Here is a 16,684-nt window from a genome sequence, read left to right as displayed (position 1 = left end):
ACCGCGACCATCGGCGGCAATCTCTGCATGTCGTTGCCGGCAGGTCCCATGATCGCGCTGACCGCAGCCCTCAACGGCGTCTGCACGGTCTGGAAGGCCGACGGCAGCGAGTACAGGATCGACGTCGCCGGTTTTGTCACCGGTAACCAGCGCAATGTCCTGGGGTCGGGCGATCTGCTGCGCAGCATCGAACTCCCGCTCGCGGCGTTGAAGCGGCGCTCGGCGTTTCGCCAGATTTCGCTGACGCCGGTCGGCCGTTCCGCGGCATTGCTGATCGGCAGTATCGACAGCGAGGGTGCGCTGAAGCTGACGGTGACGGCTTCCACGGTGCGCCCGATCCAATTGTCCTTTGCCCGGATTCCGCAAGCCGACGCGATGCGGGACGTCATCCTGCAGCGCATCCCCGACCTGCTGTACCACGACGACGTGCACGGCAAGCCGGCCTGGCGCAAGCACATGACGCTGCGGCTCGCCGAGGAAATCCGCGCTGAATTGCAGGGCGCCACGCCGTCATGACCATCCAGATCAACGGCAAGGAATTTTCGGAAAGTCCGGGCGCCGGGCAGTGCCTGCGGACCTTTCTGCGCCAGCTCGGGCATTTCGGGGTCAAGAAGGGCTGCGACGCCGGCGACTGCGGCGCCTGCACGGTGCTGATCGACGGCGAGCCGGTGCACTCCTGCCTCATCCCCGCCTTCCGCGCCGAGGGCCACGCCGTCACCACCATCGAGGGCCTCGCGCCGGAAGGCGACACCCATCCGGTGCAGCAGGCATTCCTCGACGCACAGGCGTTCCAGTGCGGCTTCTGCACTGCCGGCATGATCATGACCTGCGCCTCGCTGAACCAGGCGCAGCGCCAGGACCTCGGCGCGGCCCTGAAAGGCAACCTGTGCCGCTGCACCGGCTATCGCGCCATCCAGGATGCGCTCGACGGTAAAACCAACGTGCAGCATGCCGAGCCCGGCACCGCGTTTGGACGCAGCCTGCCTGCACCTGCCGGTCCGCTCGTGGTCAAGGGCGCCGCGCGCTACACGTTCGATGTCGCGATGGACGACGTACTGCAGATCAAGATCCTGCGCTCGCCGCATCCGCACGCCAACATCGTTTCCATCGACACCTTCGAGGCGCTGGCCGTGCCTGGCGTCCACGCCGTGCTGACGCACGAGGACGCACCGACAAAGCTGTTCTCGACCGCGCGGCACGAGATCACCGAGGTGGACCCCGAGGACACCCGAATCCTCGACCCTGTCGTGCGCTTCATCGGCCAGAAGGTCGCGGCCGTCGTCGCTGACACCGAGGCTGCGGCGGAGGAAGCCTGCCGGAGCATCAGGGTCGTCTACGACATCCTGCCGGCGGTGTTCGATCCCGAACTGACGATCGCCGACAATGCGCCGCTGATTCATCCCGACAAGACATCGGCGCATCGCGTCAGCGAATCCGCCCGCAACATCGTCGCGCAGACCCATGCCGAGGTCGGCGACGTCGCAGCCGCGCTTGCCGCCTCGGCCGTTACCTATGAAAACACATTCGTCACCCAGCGCGTCCAGCACGGCCATCTCGAGACACATGGCGGCATGGCCTGGCTCGACGACACCGGCGTGCTGAACGTGCGTTCCAGCACGCAGGTGCCGTTCCTGACACGGCGCGCGCTGGCCGAGCTGTTCGATCTGCCGGCCGACAAGGTCCGCGTGTTCTGCGAGCGCGTCGGCGGCGGCTTCGGCGGCAAGCAGGAGATGTTCGTCGAGGACATCCTGGCGCTCTGCGCGCTGAAGACGGGCCGCAAGGTGAAGTGGGAATTGACCCGCGAGGAACAATTCATCGGCACCGCGACGCGGCACCCGATGCGTGTCAAGATCAAAGCCGGCGCCGATGCCAACGGCAAGCTCACAGCACTGCATCTCGACGTACTCTCCAACACCGGCGCCTATGGCAACCACGCCGGCCCGGTGCTGTTTCACGCCTGCAGCGAATGCATCAGCGTTTACAATTGTGACAACAAGAAAGTCGACGGCATCGCCGCCTACACGAACACGCTGCCGGCCGGCGCCTTCCGCGGCTACGGCCTGCCGCAGACGCAGTTCGCAGTGGAATCGGTGATCGATGAGCTGGCGCGGCAGCTCGGCATCAGCCCGTATGAATTCCGCCGCCGCAACATCGTCAAATCGGGCGATCCTATGATCTCGGCGACCGGCCCACAGCATGCCGACGTTCTCTATGGCAGCTACGGCCTCGACCAGTGCCTCGACCTCGTCGAGCACGCGATGCAGGTGGAGACGGCGGCGCACGGGCTCAGCGACGAATGGCTGGTCGGCGACGGCGTCGCGTTGACCATGATCGACACCGTGCCGCCGGGCGGCCACATCGCCGATTGCCGGATATCGCTGTGTAACGACGGCGGTTTCGAACTGGTGGTCGGCACCGCCGAATTCGGCAACGGCACCAGCACGGTGCACCGCCAGATCGCCGCCACCGCGCTGGCGACGACAGTGGACAACATCCGGCTATTGCAGTCCGACACCGCGCATGGCGGCCACGACACCGGCGCCTATGGCAGCGCCGGCACCTTCGTCGCGGGTCTTGCGACCAAGGTCGCCGCAAATAATCTGGCGGAAGTGATGCGAATCTTCGCCGCGACTTCAGTGAAGAACGATCCCGACACCTGCGTGCTGGAGGATGACGCCGCCGTCTGCGGCGCGCAGCGCCTGCCCTATGCCGCGCTGGCGGAGTCGGCGCACGCACAGGGCCACACCTTGCATGCCAGCGGCACCTCCGGCGGCACGCCACGTTCGGTCGCCTTCAACGTCCACGGCTTTCGCGTCGCAGTGAACAAGGGCACCGGCGAGATCCGCATTCTCAAGAGCGTGCAGGCGGCAGATGCCGGAACGGTCGCCAATCCGATGCAGTTGCGCGGTCAGATCGAAGGCGGCGTCGCGCAGGCGCTCGGAGCCACGCTGTACGAGGAAATGCTGATCGACGATACCGGCCGCGTGATGAATCCCAGATTTCGCGACTACCATCTGCCGTCCTACGCCGACGTGCCGCGCACCGATGTGTACTTCGCGCAGACCTACGATTCGATCGGCCCGATGGGCGCCAAATCGATGAGCGAAAGCCCGTACAACCCGGTGGCGCCCGCGATGGGCAACGCGCTGGCCGACGCCACCGGCATCCGCTTCACGCAGATGCCGTTCAAGCCGGACCGGATTTTTCCGGCGCTGCATGCAAAGTATGGCAAGTAGATTGCGGCGTCTCTCTTACCTCTCCCCGCGAAGAGCGGGGAGAGGTAAGAATAGCTACCGTCCCACCGTGCATTCGATCTGGCCGTGCGGCTCATCGGTCGGCAGGAACACGTCGTTGTTGTTATCCAGCCCGAACGCGGACAGGTTCATCAGGATGTAGTGGATGTTCGGGCACGCCATGCTGATCTCGGAAATTTCCGGCACCGCCGCCAGCGCCGCTTCGCCCATGTGGAACAGGCTATTCTGCACACTCGGGCTGTAATTCGTCGAGAACACTTTGAGCAACGTCTCCAGAATGGTCGCATTCGCCGCCGCATAGCTCGCCGGCTTGCCGGACCACTTCCACGACGCCACCATCGAGGTCGCGCACATCCGGTCGTTGGTCGGCTGGATCGTCGAATACTTGTCGGTAAAGTAGTTTTCCCAGCCCGACTGCGTCGACTTCATGAAGGTGAGACTGTCGAGGCCCGAACTCATCGCAAACCCGTCGCGATTCCCCGACACTTCGACGAATGGCTTGCCGTTGCTGTCGAGCACGAAGCTGTGCGGGTGCGGCGTGCCGTCGATAGAGAGCCGGCTCCATTTGGTCTCGTGCGCGGTGACGCTGACGCCGGTGACCTGCGGATAGAGGTCGAGGTATCGCTGCGCCAAAACCTGGCAGAACTCCTCGGTGGACAGCCCGGTGTTCTCGCGCGCCGTGACGTTGACGATGTTCTTGATGGTATCGGTGGAGGTCGAGGTCGAGTTGTCGGCGTCGGTGAAGGCGCAGCCGAAATCGCCCTCGATCATCGCCTTGACCGAGAGCTGGCTGACCTCGTGACGGTCGCCGTCGCGATGGATCCTCATCACGCGGACGCGGCCTTTTCCATATTTGTTCTTGATCAACGGCACGCGGAACCTCCAGTCTGGCGACGACGGAAAAATCCGTTTGCCGCAAAATTCACACCAAAATCATAACCAGCAACCTTCGTGCCAGCGCACAAGTAGTTGCACAACCCATCTGGCACGCAGATTGTATCAGTCGCTCATGGTGCCATGAATAATCATAGTCTGTAGGGGGTTAGATCTATGTCAACGACAGTTCATCCGGTAGACGAGATACTGCCGACGCCGCGCCTGCTGGCAATGGGCCTGCAGCACGTGCTGGTGATGTATGCCGGCGCCGTCGCCGTGCCGCTGATCATCGGCCGGGCCCTCAAATTGTCGCCGCAGGATGTCGCCTTCCTGATCTCGGCCGACCTGTTCGCCTGCGGCCTTGCGACCTTGGTGCAGTGCATCGGCTTTCCCGGCGTCGGCATCCGCCTGCCGGTGATGATGGGCGTCACCTTCGCGTCGGTCGGCCCGATGCTGTCGATGGCCGCCTCGCCCGAAATCGGCCTGCTCGGCATTTACGGTTCGGTGATTGCTGCCGGAATTTTCGGCATCCTTGTCGCCCCTTTCATCAGCCGGCTGCTGCCGCTGTTTCCGCCGGTGGTCACCGGCACCATCATCATGGTGATCGGCATCTCGCTGATGCGCGTCGGCATCAACTGGGCGGGCGGCGGATTGCCGACCCTGACCAAGGTGGTCGATGGCGCAGCCGGTCAGTTCCCCAATCCCGGCTACGCGCAATTGCAGGGCCTCGGCATCGCATTGTTCGTGCTGATGGTCATCCTGGCGCTGATCAAATGGGGCACCGGGTTCCTTGCCAACGTCTCGGTGCTGCTCGGCATTATCGCCGGCGCCATTCTGGCCTCTGTGCTGGGCGTGATGCATTTCGACAAGGTCGCGACCGCGCCCTGGGCTGACATCGTGCTGCCGTTCCACTTCGGCATGCCGCAATTCCATCTGGTGCCGATCGTCACCATGTGCATCGTGATGATCGTGGTGATGATTGAATCACTCGGCATGTTCCTCGCGCTTGGCGAGATCACTGGCAAGACGATCGACCGCGACGCGCTAACCAAGGGCCTGCGCGCCGACGGCGTCGGCACCGTGCTGGGCGGCGTGTTCAACACCTTTCCCTACACCTCGTTCTCGCAGAATGTCGGCCTCGTGGGAATCACCGGCGTGCGCTCGCGCTGGGTGACGATTGCCGGCGGCGGCATCATGCTGCTGCTCGGCTTGCTGCCGAAGATGGCCGCGTTGGTGGAAGCGGTGCCGCTGGTCGTGCTCGGCGGCGCCGGGCTGGTGATGTTCGGCATGGTCGCTGCGACCGGCGCGCGGATTCTCACCGCGGTCGATTTCAAGACCAACCCGTATAATCTGTTCGTCGTCGCGATCTCGGTCGGCTTCGGCCTGATCCCGCTGGTGGCGCCGAACTTCTTCAAGAACCTGCCGCATGACCTGCATCCGCTGCTGGAATCCGGCATCCTGCTCTGCGCGCTGGTGGCGGTGTTGCTGAACGCCTTCTTCAACGGCATCGGCAGCGCCGAGAACGCGAAGGCGGAAGCCGCCGGCGTGGCAGCAGCGGCGACGCATTGAGAAGCGACAAGATGCAACTCTCGTGTCCCGGACGCGGTGTGGCATTCTTACGCCGCTCCGCAGATCCGGGATCCCGGTTTCCTTTGCGCGAAACCGGAGCCCCGGATCAGTAGCGCACCACGTCACTTCGTGACGCAGTGCGCTGCATCCGGGGAACGGCCGACGCGACAGCTTTGCAATAAGTATCAGCTTCCCCGATACGTCCCGTAACTCCACGGCGTCACCAATAGCGGCACGTGGAGATGGCCTTCGGCATCACTGACCGAGAAGCGCAGCGGGATCAGGTCGAGGAACGGTGGATCGGACAGCGGCACGTTCTTGCCGGCGAAATAGCTCGCGGTGCTGAAGGTCAGCTCATAGCGCCCGATCGGCACCGGGCGGCCGCCGATCAGGGGCATGTCGGTGCGGCCGTCGTGGTTGGTGACCGTACGCGCGATGACGCGGCTCGTGCCGAGGTCGGACAGCTCAATGAGTTTGACCGCGATCCCCGCCGCGGGCTTGCCGCTGTGCGTATCCAGCACATGCGTCGACAGCCGGCCGTGCACCTTCAGCGGATGTTCGCCGGACACCAGCAGATCGACGCGCAACGCCGCGATCTTGCAAATTTCCGCAATCGACGCCGCGATCTCCGTGGTCGGATCGTTCGGCAATCGCTTGGCGAAATCGCGCAGGATGGAATCCTTGGTGTGACGCCGCACACAGACGATATAGGGAAACCCGAATTTCTCCCGATAGGCGTTGTTGACGCGATCGAACGCCGCGTATTCCGCCTCCGACAGCGCATCCAGCCCGACGCTGTTTTGTTCGGCATTGGATTCCGGCGTCAGGAGATCGCCGCGCTTGGTCTTGTCGGCGAGATCCGGATGCGCCCTGATCAGCGCCAGCCGCTGCCCGGGGACGGCTTTCTCGACCACCTCGCGCATCGCCGAAAACAACTCCGTCACCCCCGCGAAGGGCCGCGCCTCCGCTGCCTTCTCCGCGATCCACGGCGAATACTCGAAAATGTTCGCCAGCGCCGCGACGAAATCGGCTTTGCTGCAGGCGTTAAGTTCGGCGAGCGTTTTCTCGGTCATGCACGGTTATCCGATGGCGCGGGCGTCCGCCGCAAGGTGTTTCAGGTTGGCGTGCCAGTGCTCGGCAATATCCAGCCGCGTCGGTACCCAGACCTTGTCGTGGCTCATGATGTAATCGAGAAACCGCGCCAGCGACGCCGCGCGTCCGGGCCGGCCGACGACGCGGCAATGCAGCCCCACGGTCATCATCTTCGGCGAGGTCAGGCCTTCCTCGTACAGGACGTCGAACGTGTCCTTGAGATAGGTGTAGAACTCATCGCCGCCGCCGAAACCCTGCGGGTTGACGAAGCGCATGTCGTTGGCGTCGAGGCTGTAGGGAATAACCAGATGCGGCTCGTTCGACCCCTTGATCCAGTACGGCAGATCGTCGGCATAGGAATCGCAGAGATACTTCAGGCCGCCGGCTTCCATCAGCAGCCGCATGGTATTGATCGAGCTGCGGCCGGTATACCAGCCGAGCGGCGGCGCGCCGGTGGCCTCGGTGTGGACCCGGATCGCGTCGGCTATTTCCTGCCGCTCCTCGATCTCCGACATGTCCTTGTGCTCGATCCACTTCAGGCTGTGGCTGGCAATGTCCCACCTGGCTTCCTGCATCGCCGCGACGATCTCGGGATTGCGCTTGAGCGCGGTGGCGACGCCGAACACCGTGGTCGGCAGGTTGCGCGCGGTGAACATCCGCCACAGCCGCCAGAAGCCGGCGCGCGAGCCATATTCGAACATCGATTCAATGTTGGCGTGGCGCTGCCCCGGCCAGGGCTGCGCACCCAGCACGTCGGACAGGAACGCTTCCGAGGCGCGGTCGCCATGCAGGATGTTGTTCTCGCCGCCTTCCTCGAAATTGACGACGAACTGCACGGCGACGCGTGCGCCGCCGGGCCATTTCGGGTCCGGCGGGTTGCGGCCGTAGCCGCGCAGATCGCGGGGATATTCGGCTGACGACATCAGACCATCTCGAAGCGGACTTTTTGCGCGCCCTTCCACAGCACGGTCTTGCCCATTTCCGGCAGCTTATCGAGGTTCGAGGTCAGGGTGATGAAATGGTTGCCGGCGAGCTGGCCCATCTTGCTGGCGAAGTGCACGCCGCTATAGGCGAGCAGGATCTCGGTCTCGCTGATGCCGCCGGGATACAGGATGATATGGCCAGGTGCCGGGAAGCTGGTGTGGTTCTCGTAACCGACGCCGAAATCGTGATCGCCGAGCGGCATCCACACGCCTTCGCCGCTCCAGCGGACATGGATCGCCTGGCTCTCGAACGGCATCGCCTTCTTGAAGGCGGCGACGGTCTTCGGCGCCAGCTCCTCCTCGAATTTCGCGTTGAAGGTGAAGTCGCCGACGTGGACGAGAAGCTGGCTCATGTGGTTGATCTCTTGAATTGAAGGACGTTAGGCGGGCCAGATTGCAGCCCGCCGGAAAAGAAGCAAGGACCATTCCAGCGCATTGCCGGCCGCTCCGCAATGGCGATCCCGCCCCTCTTAATCGAACCTGACCGCCACCTCGCCCAGCCCCGAAAGCTGCATCACCGCGGCGTCGCCGGGGTTCAGCCACAGCGTCTGCACCAGGCTGCCGGTCAGTACGATCTCGCCGGCGCGCAGCTGCTGGCCCTGCTCCGCCAGATGGGACGCGAGCCACGCCAGCGCATGGTGCGGATGACCGAGCACATCGGCGCCGCTGCCGTGCGCGACCTCGACGCCGTTGAGAACCGCGCGGCCGGTCACCGCCAGCAGATCCGGCGCCTGCGCCCTGGGCACCGGCGCGCCGAGCACGCAGCCTGCGGCGAAGAAATCATCCGCGATCAGCGTCGGCGCGCCCAGCGAACGCCAGTCTGCATAGCGGTCGTCGACGATCTCGATCGCCGGCAGGTAGGCCTCGATCGCATCCGCAACGGAAGCCGCATCCGCCGCCACGACGTCGCGGCCGAGCCGCACCGCGATCTCGCATTCGACACCGACATGGACATAGTCGCGGTGCCGCAGCGACACGCCGCTGTCATGCACACCCCCGGCGAATACGCCGCCGGCGCAAGGGTGGGGAATGCCGAGATAGTTTTGCATCACTGCACTGGTGCAGCCGATCTTCCAGCCGATCCGCCGCCCGGCATCATCGGCCAGAATCGTATGAACGGCCTGTTGCACGCGATACCCGTCGCGCTCGTCGCCGGGGACGATCCCGGCCGGCAGCGCGGCCAGCGGCGTGCGGGCGAGCCTGGCGGCGGCAATGAGGGTGGCGGCGCGGTCGAGCATATCAGGGATCCCCAGTGGACACGGTAGCGAACAACCTATCCGGAATAGCCCTGTCCGGAAATGCCGCGGTGGCTGCGCGATCCCGGCATCCGAGGTTTCCAATGAACCGACCGCGGTCTAAGGCATTGCCATAGCCGGATTACGAAGCACGTCGCGATGATGACCCCGGCCAGAGGTTTCCATGAGCATCGGACTCATCGCGCTACTCGACGACATTGCCGCGCTGGCGAAGGTGGCTGCCGCCTCGATCGACGATATCGCAGGCCAGGCCGCGAAGGCCGGCGCCAAGGCGGCCGGCGTGGTGATCGACGATGCCGCAGTGACGCCGCGCTATGTCGTCGGCTTCGACGCCGCGCGCGAATTGCCGATCGTCAAGAAGATCGCCATCGGCTCGCTACGCAACAAGCTGCTGTTTCTGCTGCCGGCCGCGCTGCTGCTGAGCCTGTTTGCACCCTGGGCGATCACGCCGCTGCTGATGGTCGGCGGCGCCTATCTGTGCTTCGAGGGCGCCGAGAAAGTATTCGAAGCCGTGATGCCGCACGAGGCAGCGCATGCCGACGAGAGGCAGCCCACGGCGACCGACGCGAAGGCGTTGGAAGACGAAAAGGTCGCGAGTGCGATCAAGACCGACTTCATCCTGTCTGCGGAGATCATGGCGATATCGCTGGCGGCAATCCCCGCTGGACCGTTCCTGACCCGGGCCCTCGTGCTGGCAGTCGTCGGGATCGGTATCACCCTCGCCGTCTATGGCGGCGTCGCGCTGATCGTGAAGGCGGATGATGTTGGCCTCGCGCTCGCCAGGAGCGACAAGGCGTCGCTTTGGGGCCGCCTCAAGGCCGGGTTCGGCCGGGCGCTGGTGCAAGGCATGCCATATTTCCTGAGCGCGCTGGGCGTGGTCGGCACGGCCGCGATGATCTGGGTGGGCGGCGGCATTGTCGTGCACGGCGTGGCCGGATACGGCGTGCCCGAGATCGCCCATTTCATTGAAGTGATCGCGGCCCATGCCGCGGACGCCCTGCCCGCGATCGCGGGAGCTATCAGTTGGATCTTGACCGCGGCGGGATCGGGCGTGTTCGGCCTGCTGCTCGGCGCGGCATTGATCCCGGTCGCCAAATACATCATTGCGCCGGTCTGGAACCGGCTGCGCAGGACTCGCAGATGATACGACCTCCTTCCGATACGACGCCGCGTACCTTGATCGATGGCGGCTCGCCGTCGCGCATCGCGCTCAACGAACTTGCAGCGGCTGGCACGGCCGCGCTGCTGGTGGACTGCGATCTTGAGGAATCCAACCTGTCGAATCTCGACATGTCCGATTGGCGCTTCGAGAACTGCGTACTGAAAAAAGCCAATCTGACCGGCGCGACGCTTGAGCGCGCCGCCTTTGCCGGCTGCCGCGGTGCCTTCGCCAATTTCACCGCCGCCCAGCTTGGCGAGGCGCTGTTTCAGTCGAGTGACTTCAACAATGCGAACTTCGGTGGCGCTACGCTTACCGAGACCGCGTTCAACGGCTGCAAGCTGACCGGCGCCAACTTCATCCGCGCCAAAAGCGTCGCCACCTCGTTCCACGAGACGACGCTGTCGGCAGCCATATTGCCGGGCTTTTCGTTCCGCAAAGTCGTGATCGTTCGCGTCGACTTTAGCATGGCCGATCTGTCGAAGTGCGACTTCCGCGACGCCGTGTTCGAGGAATCGAGCCTGCGGGAATCCCATCTCGTCGATGCGCGGTTCGAGGGCGCCGACCTGCGCGGCGCCGATCTCGGCGGCTTGCAGCTCAACGACGCCCGCAAGTTCAAGGGCGCCACCATCTCGCGCAGCCAGGCCGGCGACCTGCTGGCGGAGATGGGCCTGCGGGTGAAGTAGTTCGCGCATACCACAACGGCATACGGCCGCCCGATGAGGCGACCGTATGATGGTACTAACGCTTCGTCGCGCGAAGTTTATTCGTCGCGATAGACCTTCTCGCGCTTCTCGTGGCGCTCCTGCGCTTCGACCGAGAGCGTCGCGATCGGGCGGGCTTCCAGTCGCTTCAGCGAGATCGGCTCGCCGGTCTCTTCGCAATAGCCGTAGGTGTTATCGTCAATGCGCTGCATCGCCGCGTCGATCTTGGAGATCAGCTTGCGCTGACGGTCGCGGGCGCGCAGTTCGATCGCGCGGTCGGTTTCCGACGACGCACGATCGGCGAGGTCGGGGTGGTTGACGTTCTCTTCCTGCAGCGTCTGCAATGTGACGCGGGATTCACGCAGGATTTCTTCCTTCCAGGCCAGCAGCTTGCCGCGAAAATAATCGCGCTGCCGATCGTTCATGAAGGGCTCTTTTTCGGAGGGGCGATAGCTTTTCAACTTTTCCAAGGCCAATCCATCTGTCCGTGCAAGGCGGCGGAACTGACCTGCCGCGCCGCAGCTTATATAGCTAGGTTGTGTGACAGACAACAACGTCCAGCGGACGTAGCTACCGCCCCAAACGAGGCTTTCCACCGGGAACCCGGCCGGGTCCCATTAGACTTTGGTCGTGCGGCGGGCTCGATCAGACCCGGCTCTGGCCGGCCTTGGCCAGTTCCACCTCGACCCGCAACTCGATCTCCGACAGCACCGAATCGAGCCCCGCATCGCCCGACGAGGTCTTGAGGTCGGACGCCGCCATGCGCAGCCGCGCCACGGTATTGGCGTCGAACGAGCCCGCCAGCATCGCCAGCTTCAGCTCATCCAGCACGTCCAGCGCCCCGCGGCCGCGGGCGACCGATCGCTTGCGGCGCTCGGTCGGATCCTCGACGCCCTGCATCGCCAGCAGCGCATCCAGGCTGGTGGCGGCACGCGGCGCCACGGTCGGGCGGGTATCGGTGGTCGGCGCCGTGTCCGGCAGCGAGAAGCCGGTCGAGGCGGTGCGCTTCGTGCTCGACGACGTCGAGCCCTGGGTGGTGCCGTTCGGACCGTAAATGCGCATCGACATATCCACCGAAAATAAGCGGCCGAACCAAAGAGGCGACTGGCCGCGCGGGCGGCTTGCGTGCCGGTCACCATGACTGGTTGCGTAAACGGAACCCGCTCCGGGAAGGTCGTCCTTTATGGTTAATCAATCGTAAACAGCCCGGCAAAATCTGCCGCGAGCGGCAGTTTCGCCGCGCCGACGATCGCCCCCGAGATCGACTCCACAAGAACAAGACTAATGATATCAGTTAGTTAACAAACGAAAGCCGGCTGGCACGGCGCTCGCATAGTTAATGCCGGATCGTCCTCATGGGAGTGAGGACAGGTCCAGCCCAAACCTCAGCGGGGAGCAGAGGATGCCTATCTCAAGTTCGGTGCGATTCTGTCTGACGGCCTGCTCGGCGCTCCTCGCGCTGGCGCTGTCGGCTGCTTCTGCGGGCGCGACCTCGCGGATCAAGGATCTCGCCAACATCGAGGGCGTCCGCCAGAACCAGCTGATCGGCTACGGCCTGGTCGTTGGCCTCAACGGCACCGGCGACACGCTGAACAACATCCCCTTCACCAAGCAGTCGCTGCAGGCGATGCTGGAGCGCATGGGCGTCAACATCCGCGGCGCCACCATCCGCACCGGCAACGTCGCGGCCGTCATGGTCACCGGCAACCTGCCGGCGTTTGGCACCCAGGGTACGCGGATGGACGTCACCGTCTCCGCGCTCGGCGACGCCAAGAACCTGATGGGCGGCACCCTCCTCGTCACCCCCCTGCTCGGCGCCGACGGTAACGTCTACGCGGTCGGCCAGGGCTCGGTGGCGATCGGCGGCTTCGCAGCGGAAGGCGCCGCCGCCTCCGTCACCCGCGGCGTGCCGACCGTCGGTCGCATCGCCAACGGCGCCATCATCGAGCGCGAGATCGAATTCGCACTGAACCGCCTGCCGACCGTGCGCCTCGCGTTGCGCAACCCGGATTTCACCACCGCCAAGCGGATCGCCGCCGCCGTCAACGACTTCCTGGGCTCCAAGAGCGCCGAACCGATCGACCCTTCCACGGTGCAGCTGGCGATCCCGACGGAGTTCAAGGGCAACGTCGTCGCGATGCTCACCGAAATCGAACAGTTGCAGGTCGAGCCCGATCTCGCCGCCAAAATCATCATCGACGAACGCTCGGGCATCATCGTGATGGGCCGCGACGTCCGCGTCGCGACTGTCGCCGTGGCGCAGGGCAACCTTACCGTAACGATTTCCGAAGGCGCCAATGTCAGCCAGCCTGGGCCGCTGTCGAACGGCCGCACCGTGACCACGCCGAGCACCCGCGTCGGCGTCACCGAGGACGGCAAGAAGTTCGCGCTCGTCAAGGACGGCGTCTCGCTGCAGCAGCTTGTCGACGGCCTCAACGGCCTCGGCATCGGCCCACGCGACCTGATTGGCATTCTGCAGGCCATCAAGGCCGCCGGTGCGATCCAGGCCGACATCGAGGTGATGTGATGCTCGCCAACAGCTACAGCCCCTACACGACCAGCCATCCGGTCATCAACGGCCGCCCCGATCTGCAGCTGACGGAAGCGCTGACCAAGGTCTCGCCGGAAGTGCAGAAGAAGGCCAAGGCGCAGGCGCAGGACTTCGAGGCGATGTTCCTGAACTCGATGTTCTCGCAGATGACGTCGGGCATCAAGGCAGACGGTCCGTTCGGCAGCACGGCCGGCACCGGCCCGTGGCGCTCGATGCTGACCGAGCAATATTCCAAGTCGTTCGCCAAGGCCGGCGGCGTCGGCATTTCCAACGACGTCTACCGCACCCTCATCCTGCAGCAAGCCAACCGCGTCAGTTGATCGCAAAAGTAACGTCAAGGACATCACCATGAACAACGCGCAACGCCAGCCCGCTCCTGCTCCCGACACCATCGCCGTTTCATCGGTGGCAGCCACGCCCGCCGAGGCCCGCAAGCTCGCCGAGAGCATGATGGAGGTGATGAACGCGCTGCTCGCCGTCATTGAACAGGAAACCACGCTGGTGCGCGCCGGCAAGGTGCGCGAGGCGCTGAAGCTCGAGCAGGACAAAAACGAGATGTCGCGCCGCTACATCGCGATGATCAGCCTGCTCAAGACCAGCCAGAAATATCTGGCGCAGAACACGCCCGATCTGCTGTCGGCGCTGCACCGTCACCACGACGTGTTCCGCGCAATGCTGCAGGTCAACCTGACCGTGCTGGCGACCGCGCATGCGGTGTCGGAGGGCATCGTGCGCGGCGTCAACGCCGAGATGCAGAAGCGCAACATTCCGCAGACCTACACGGCGATGGGCCAGCGCGCCCAGCCCGGCCGCGTCAACCGCACGCCGATCGTCATCAACCGCACGATGTAAGCGCTCGCCCCGCAACGGGCGAGACCAATACCCTTTGAATCAAATTGCTGCGCCGGGATAAGCACCGCCTTCAGACGGTTGCTACATACTCTTGCGTGGAGGGGTCGGGATTCATCAATGGAGGCCAGGAGGCTACCATGGGATCCGACTTCAATATCAAACCGGTGGGGGCACCGGTCGCGGCACAGATCATCAGGCCCGCGCCGGAAGCGGTGCGCGAAGCCGTGCCTGCACAGTTGCCGCCCGCGCAGACCGTCAACGCTGCGGACGCCCTGCTGCGTCCCAACATCTCGGCGAGCAATTATCAGCAGGTCGAGAGCGATCGCATCTCTAAAGGCGTGATCGTCAATCAGGACGCCGATGCGATCGTCTACGTGTCGGTCGACAAGAAGACCAACCAGATCATCAACCAGTATCCCGAGGAATCGCGGCTACGCACCCGGGCCTATCTGCGGGCGATGGATACGGCGAAGCTGGATGCGAAGCTGAACGATCGCCGGATCGAAACCGACCGCAGCGTCTAGACACCGCGCCTGAGCGCCGCTCAGGTCTTGCGCGTGGAGTAAGCCGTGTCGAGATAGGTACTGCCGGTCACCGGATCGGTCACCGCGTTCTTGATCGTCGCCTTGTTGTTGGCCGTCAGCTGGAACTTGGTGTCGCCGATACGGAACGCATTGTCCTTGATCAACACCTGCTGATACTTGACCGTTCCGGCGCTGCTGTACTTCACCTGCGCGCGAAAGCCGTCAACCTGCTGCACATCGATCTTGAACGTCTTCTTGTTCGCGTAAGTGCCTTCCCAGCTTCCCTTGAACGTATCAGGATTGACGGCGACGTATTTGCCGGAGGTCGTCGGCACAGTCGTCGCGTAGTTGCTGGAAAGAATGCTCATAATATCGGCCATCGCGTTTCCCGCTGATGCGCAACGATCCAGATCGCCGCAAGAAAGTTCGGGCGCATTAGGCAACCCGGACCGTTAACAGTTGGTTTACCTGTCGGCGTTTGGCGCGATCACGAGGCCCGGCCGCTGAGACCAGCGGCGATATTGCGGTTGATGTCGATCAGCGACTGCAGGCTTTCGACCTCGCGCTTTACCTTGAGGGCTGCGCACTGGGTGAGGACGAAAATCCCGATATTGGCGATATTCTGACGTACCTCCGCCGACTGCGGATTTTCATCGTTCATCGCTTCGCCGAGAAAGATCGACCAGAGCTTACGGTTGAACATCAGCGCGTCGTCGAGACCTTCATCGGTCGTAGCCCAGTTGGCCATGACCTCCTGCAGCTTGCGCGCAGCCTTGAGGAGAGCCTGCGCCTCGATATCCCGCGGCGATGCCGTGGTCTGGGCAGTACGCGCGTAAGCCTGAGCGCCAGTCGACATAGATTACCTCAGTAGGTCGTCTTCGCGTTTCATCAGCCCGCGCAATTCTCTAAGGGCTTTGTAAAGAGCGCCGCTTAAAATTAGCTTACTCACTTCCTCGATTTGCTCGCGAAAGCTCGGCACTGCCTCAATCAGCTCGCCGATGAAACCAAAATAGAGGTCCTGGTAGGCAGGGATGTCGTTCTCCAGATACATCATCTGTACACAGAGATAGATGCGCTTCACCGGCGTGTTCGCGGTCTCCGGGGTAAGGATATCCTTCTCCCGCAGGATCGGCGCGTCGCCATCGATCAGGAACGCGGTGCGGGTGTCAGAATTCGTAATGACGCTCTGGCCGATCACGATACGTTCAAACGGCTTCAACTCAACTCGCAAAGGCATTCCGGTCTCCTTCTGCCGCACGTGCTCCGTGGCTCGGAACGCAACGGTTCAATGATGTGCACCGCGTGGATACACACTTGTACCATCGTTCAGACCTGCAATTGAAGCCCAATACGGAAATTTGCGCCCGCGCGACGCCCGGCCCGCCGCCTGATCACAGCGCGGCGCGGCGGATTTCTCCGCCGCCCGCCTGGCGAGCGTCTTGGTGCGGCGTTAGCGCAGCAGCTGCAGGACGCCCTGCTGCGCGGTATTGGCGAGCGCGAGCGCGGACACCGCGATCGACTGGCGGGTCGACAGCGCCTGGCTATTGGCCGCTTCCTCGTTGGTGTCGGCCAGCGTCAGGTTGGACGAGCCGGTCTGCAGCACGTTGATCAGGTTCTTGGAGAAGTCCTGACGGATCTGCACGATCGAGAGATTCGAACCCAGGGCCGACGCTTCGGTGCGCAGCGCGGTGCTGGCAGCGCCGAGCGCCGTGAGGGCCTTGTTAGCCGAGCTGCTGTCGAGGAAGTCTGTACCCGAAACGAGCGCACCCAGTCCCAGGCCACTGGCGCCGTAGGTTACACCGGTGATGCTGAGCGTAGATTTTCCGGTCTCGTTGAAGGTCAGCTTGAGTGTGTCGCCGTTCAG

Annotated in this window: 20 protein-coding genes; 9 read left to right on the top strand and 11 right to left on the bottom strand. The window is 63.8% G+C overall.

What is annotated here, in order from left to right:
* Together JWQ24_RS14805 and JWQ24_RS14800 are read left to right on the top strand one after the other, a co-directional pair.
* Positions 1 to 516 (top strand): FAD binding domain-containing protein (locus JWQ24_RS14805; RefSeq protein WP_299809289.1); only part of this gene is annotated, 516 nt, incomplete at its 5' end.
* Positions 513 to 3,236, top strand: a complete 2,724-nt coding sequence (locus JWQ24_RS14800) for a molybdopterin cofactor-binding domain-containing protein (RefSeq protein ID WP_299809288.1) — start codon at positions 513 to 515, stop codon at positions 3,234 to 3,236. The genes JWQ24_RS14805 and JWQ24_RS14800, both read left to right, overlap by 4 nt.
* A gap of 54 nt (positions 3,237 to 3,290) precedes the next feature.
* Here JWQ24_RS14800 and pucL read toward each other — a convergent pair whose 3' ends face one another.
* Positions 3,291 to 4,127, bottom strand: a complete 837-nt coding sequence (pucL, locus tag JWQ24_RS14795) for a factor-independent urate hydroxylase (protein WP_299809286.1) — start codon at positions 4,125 to 4,127, stop codon at positions 3,291 to 3,293.
* 177 nt (positions 4,128 to 4,304) lie between these two features.
* Between pucL and JWQ24_RS14790 the strand changes: the two genes are divergently transcribed.
* Positions 4,305 to 5,699, top strand: coding sequence for a nucleobase:cation symporter-2 family protein (locus JWQ24_RS14790; protein ID WP_299809284.1), 1,395 nt, complete (start codon positions 4,305 to 4,307; stop codon positions 5,697 to 5,699).
* A gap of 185 nt (positions 5,700 to 5,884) precedes the next feature.
* Here the strand turns inward: JWQ24_RS14790 and uraD are convergent, their stop codons facing one another.
* From uraD to JWQ24_RS14770, 4 genes are all read right to left on the bottom strand, one after another.
* Positions 5,885 to 6,772 carry a 2-oxo-4-hydroxy-4-carboxy-5-ureidoimidazoline decarboxylase gene (gene uraD, locus JWQ24_RS14785; protein WP_299809283.1) on the bottom strand — a complete coding sequence of 296 codons (888 nt, stop codon included), beginning with the start codon at positions 6,770 to 6,772 and terminating at the stop codon, positions 5,885 to 5,887.
* A gap of 6 nt (positions 6,773 to 6,778) precedes the next feature.
* Complete coding sequence (gene puuE / locus JWQ24_RS14780) at positions 6,779 to 7,714, bottom strand: allantoinase PuuE (RefSeq protein ID WP_299809281.1); 936 nt, start codon at positions 7,712 to 7,714, stop codon at positions 6,779 to 6,781.
* Positions 7,714 to 8,127 carry a DUF3830 family protein gene (locus JWQ24_RS14775; RefSeq protein WP_299809279.1) on the bottom strand — a complete coding sequence of 138 codons (414 nt, stop codon included), beginning with the start codon at positions 8,125 to 8,127 and terminating at the stop codon, positions 7,714 to 7,716. Before JWQ24_RS14775 ends, puuE begins: the two co-directional genes overlap by 1 nt.
* Positions 8,128 to 8,244: 117 nt before the next feature.
* Complete coding sequence (locus JWQ24_RS14770; protein WP_299809277.1) at positions 8,245 to 9,012, bottom strand: fumarylacetoacetate hydrolase family protein; 768 nt, start codon at positions 9,010 to 9,012, stop codon at positions 8,245 to 8,247.
* Between the two features lie 181 nt (positions 9,013 to 9,193).
* On the opposite strand from JWQ24_RS14770, the gene JWQ24_RS14765 reads away from it, so the two are divergent.
* Positions 9,194 to 10,174: a DUF808 domain-containing protein gene (locus JWQ24_RS14765; RefSeq protein ID WP_299809275.1), complete on the top strand. Its 981-nt coding sequence runs from the start codon at positions 9,194 to 9,196 to the stop codon at positions 10,172 to 10,174.
* Entirely contained in the window at positions 10,171 to 10,875 is a 705-nt protein-coding gene (locus tag JWQ24_RS14760; RefSeq protein WP_299809273.1) for a pentapeptide repeat-containing protein, read from the top strand. The genes JWQ24_RS14765 and JWQ24_RS14760 overlap by 4 nt, the downstream gene beginning before the upstream one ends.
* 77 nt (positions 10,876 to 10,952) lie before the next feature.
* Here JWQ24_RS14760 and dksA read toward each other — a convergent pair whose 3' ends face one another.
* Both dksA and JWQ24_RS14750 read right to left on the bottom strand, forming a co-directional pair.
* Positions 10,953 to 11,363: an RNA polymerase-binding protein DksA gene (dksA, locus tag JWQ24_RS14755; protein WP_299809271.1), complete on the bottom strand. Its 411-nt coding sequence runs from the start codon at positions 11,361 to 11,363 to the stop codon at positions 10,953 to 10,955.
* A gap of 175 nt (positions 11,364 to 11,538) precedes the next feature.
* On the bottom strand, positions 11,539 to 11,955 hold the full coding sequence (locus JWQ24_RS14750) for a flagellar assembly protein FliX (protein WP_299809270.1): 417 nt from the start codon (positions 11,953 to 11,955) through the stop codon (positions 11,539 to 11,541).
* Between the two features lie 340 nt (positions 11,956 to 12,295).
* Between JWQ24_RS14750 and JWQ24_RS14745 the strand changes: the two genes are divergently transcribed.
* From JWQ24_RS14745 to JWQ24_RS14730, 4 genes are all read left to right on the top strand, one after another.
* The gene (locus JWQ24_RS14745; protein ID WP_299809269.1) at positions 12,296 to 13,420 is read left to right on the top strand and encodes a flagellar basal body P-ring protein FlgI; all 1,125 of its coding nucleotides are present in this window, start codon (positions 12,296 to 12,298) and stop codon (positions 13,418 to 13,420) included.
* Positions 13,420 to 13,764 carry a flagellar assembly peptidoglycan hydrolase FlgJ gene (gene flgJ / locus JWQ24_RS14740; RefSeq protein WP_299809267.1) on the top strand — a complete coding sequence of 115 codons (345 nt, stop codon included), beginning with the start codon at positions 13,420 to 13,422 and terminating at the stop codon, positions 13,762 to 13,764. Before JWQ24_RS14745 ends, flgJ begins: the two co-directional genes overlap by 1 nt.
* Before the next feature lie 28 nt (positions 13,765 to 13,792).
* Positions 13,793 to 14,296, top strand: a complete 504-nt coding sequence (locus JWQ24_RS14735; RefSeq protein WP_299809265.1) for a hypothetical protein — start codon at positions 13,793 to 13,795, stop codon at positions 14,294 to 14,296.
* 137 nt (positions 14,297 to 14,433) lie between these two features.
* The gene (locus tag JWQ24_RS14730) at positions 14,434 to 14,820 is read left to right on the top strand and encodes a hypothetical protein (RefSeq protein WP_299809263.1); all 387 of its coding nucleotides are present in this window, start codon (positions 14,434 to 14,436) and stop codon (positions 14,818 to 14,820) included.
* A 20-nt stretch (positions 14,821 to 14,840) separates the two neighbouring features.
* Here JWQ24_RS14730 and JWQ24_RS14725 read toward each other — a convergent pair whose 3' ends face one another.
* From JWQ24_RS14725 to JWQ24_RS14710, 4 genes are all read right to left on the bottom strand, one after another.
* Positions 14,841 to 15,200, bottom strand: coding sequence for a hypothetical protein (locus JWQ24_RS14725; protein ID WP_299809261.1), 360 nt, complete (start codon positions 15,198 to 15,200; stop codon positions 14,841 to 14,843).
* A 107-nt stretch (positions 15,201 to 15,307) separates the two neighbouring features.
* On the bottom strand, positions 15,308 to 15,676 hold the full coding sequence (gene flaF / locus JWQ24_RS14720; RefSeq protein WP_299809259.1) for a flagellar biosynthesis regulator FlaF: 369 nt from the start codon (positions 15,674 to 15,676) through the stop codon (positions 15,308 to 15,310).
* 3 nt (positions 15,677 to 15,679) lie between these two features.
* Positions 15,680 to 16,057 (bottom strand): flagellar biosynthesis repressor FlbT, encoded by a 378-nt coding sequence (flbT, locus tag JWQ24_RS14715; RefSeq protein ID WP_299809257.1) that lies wholly within the window; start codon positions 16,055 to 16,057, stop codon positions 15,680 to 15,682.
* Positions 16,058 to 16,270: 213 nt separating this feature from the next.
* Positions 16,271 to 16,684: flagellin (locus JWQ24_RS14710; protein WP_299809255.1), on the bottom strand; the 414-nt coding region annotated here is incomplete at its 5' end.

Origin of the sequence: Tardiphaga sp. (assembly GCF_028290495.1) — a bacterium.
GTDB lineage: Bacteria > Pseudomonadota > Alphaproteobacteria > Rhizobiales > Xanthobacteraceae > Tardiphaga.
The sequence above is the reverse complement of the archived record's forward strand: the minus strand, read 5'-3'. Positions and strand labels throughout refer to the sequence as shown.

Coding starts and splice junctions, on each gene's coding strand:
- JWQ24_RS14800 (WP_299809288.1), top strand. CDS start 513: ATGACCATCCAGATCAACGGCAAGGAATTTTCGGAAAGTCCGGGCGCC.
- JWQ24_RS14790 (WP_299809284.1), top strand. CDS start 4,305: ATGTCAACGACAGTTCATCCGGTAGACGAGATACTGCCGACGCCGCGC.
- uraD (WP_299809283.1), bottom strand. CDS start 6,772: ATGACCGAGAAAACGCTCGCCGAACTTAACGCCTGCAGCAAAGCCGAT.
- puuE (WP_299809281.1), bottom strand. CDS start 7,714: ATGTCGTCAGCCGAATATCCCCGCGATCTGCGCGGCTACGGCCGCAAC.
- JWQ24_RS14775 (WP_299809279.1), bottom strand. CDS start 8,127: ATGAGCCAGCTTCTCGTCCACGTCGGCGACTTCACCTTCAACGCGAAA.
- JWQ24_RS14770 (WP_299809277.1), bottom strand. CDS start 9,012: ATGCTCGACCGCGCCGCCACCCTCATTGCCGCCGCCAGGCTCGCCCGC.
- JWQ24_RS14765 (WP_299809275.1), top strand. CDS start 9,194: ATGAGCATCGGACTCATCGCGCTACTCGACGACATTGCCGCGCTGGCG.
- JWQ24_RS14760 (WP_299809273.1), top strand. CDS start 10,171: ATGATACGACCTCCTTCCGATACGACGCCGCGTACCTTGATCGATGGC.
- JWQ24_RS14750 (WP_299809270.1), bottom strand. CDS start 11,955: ATGCGCATTTACGGTCCGAACGGCACCACCCAGGGCTCGACGTCGTCG.
- JWQ24_RS14745 (WP_299809269.1), top strand. CDS start 12,296: ATGCCTATCTCAAGTTCGGTGCGATTCTGTCTGACGGCCTGCTCGGCG.
- flgJ (WP_299809267.1), top strand. CDS start 13,420: ATGCTCGCCAACAGCTACAGCCCCTACACGACCAGCCATCCGGTCATC.
- JWQ24_RS14735 (WP_299809265.1), top strand. CDS start 13,793: ATGAACAACGCGCAACGCCAGCCCGCTCCTGCTCCCGACACCATCGCC.
- JWQ24_RS14730 (WP_299809263.1), top strand. CDS start 14,434: ATGGGATCCGACTTCAATATCAAACCGGTGGGGGCACCGGTCGCGGCA.
- JWQ24_RS14725 (WP_299809261.1), bottom strand. CDS start 15,200: ATGGCCGATATTATGAGCATTCTTTCCAGCAACTACGCGACGACTGTG.
- flaF (WP_299809259.1), bottom strand. CDS start 15,676: ATGTCGACTGGCGCTCAGGCTTACGCGCGTACTGCCCAGACCACGGCA.
- flbT (WP_299809257.1), bottom strand. CDS start 16,057: ATGCCTTTGCGAGTTGAGTTGAAGCCGTTTGAACGTATCGTGATCGGC.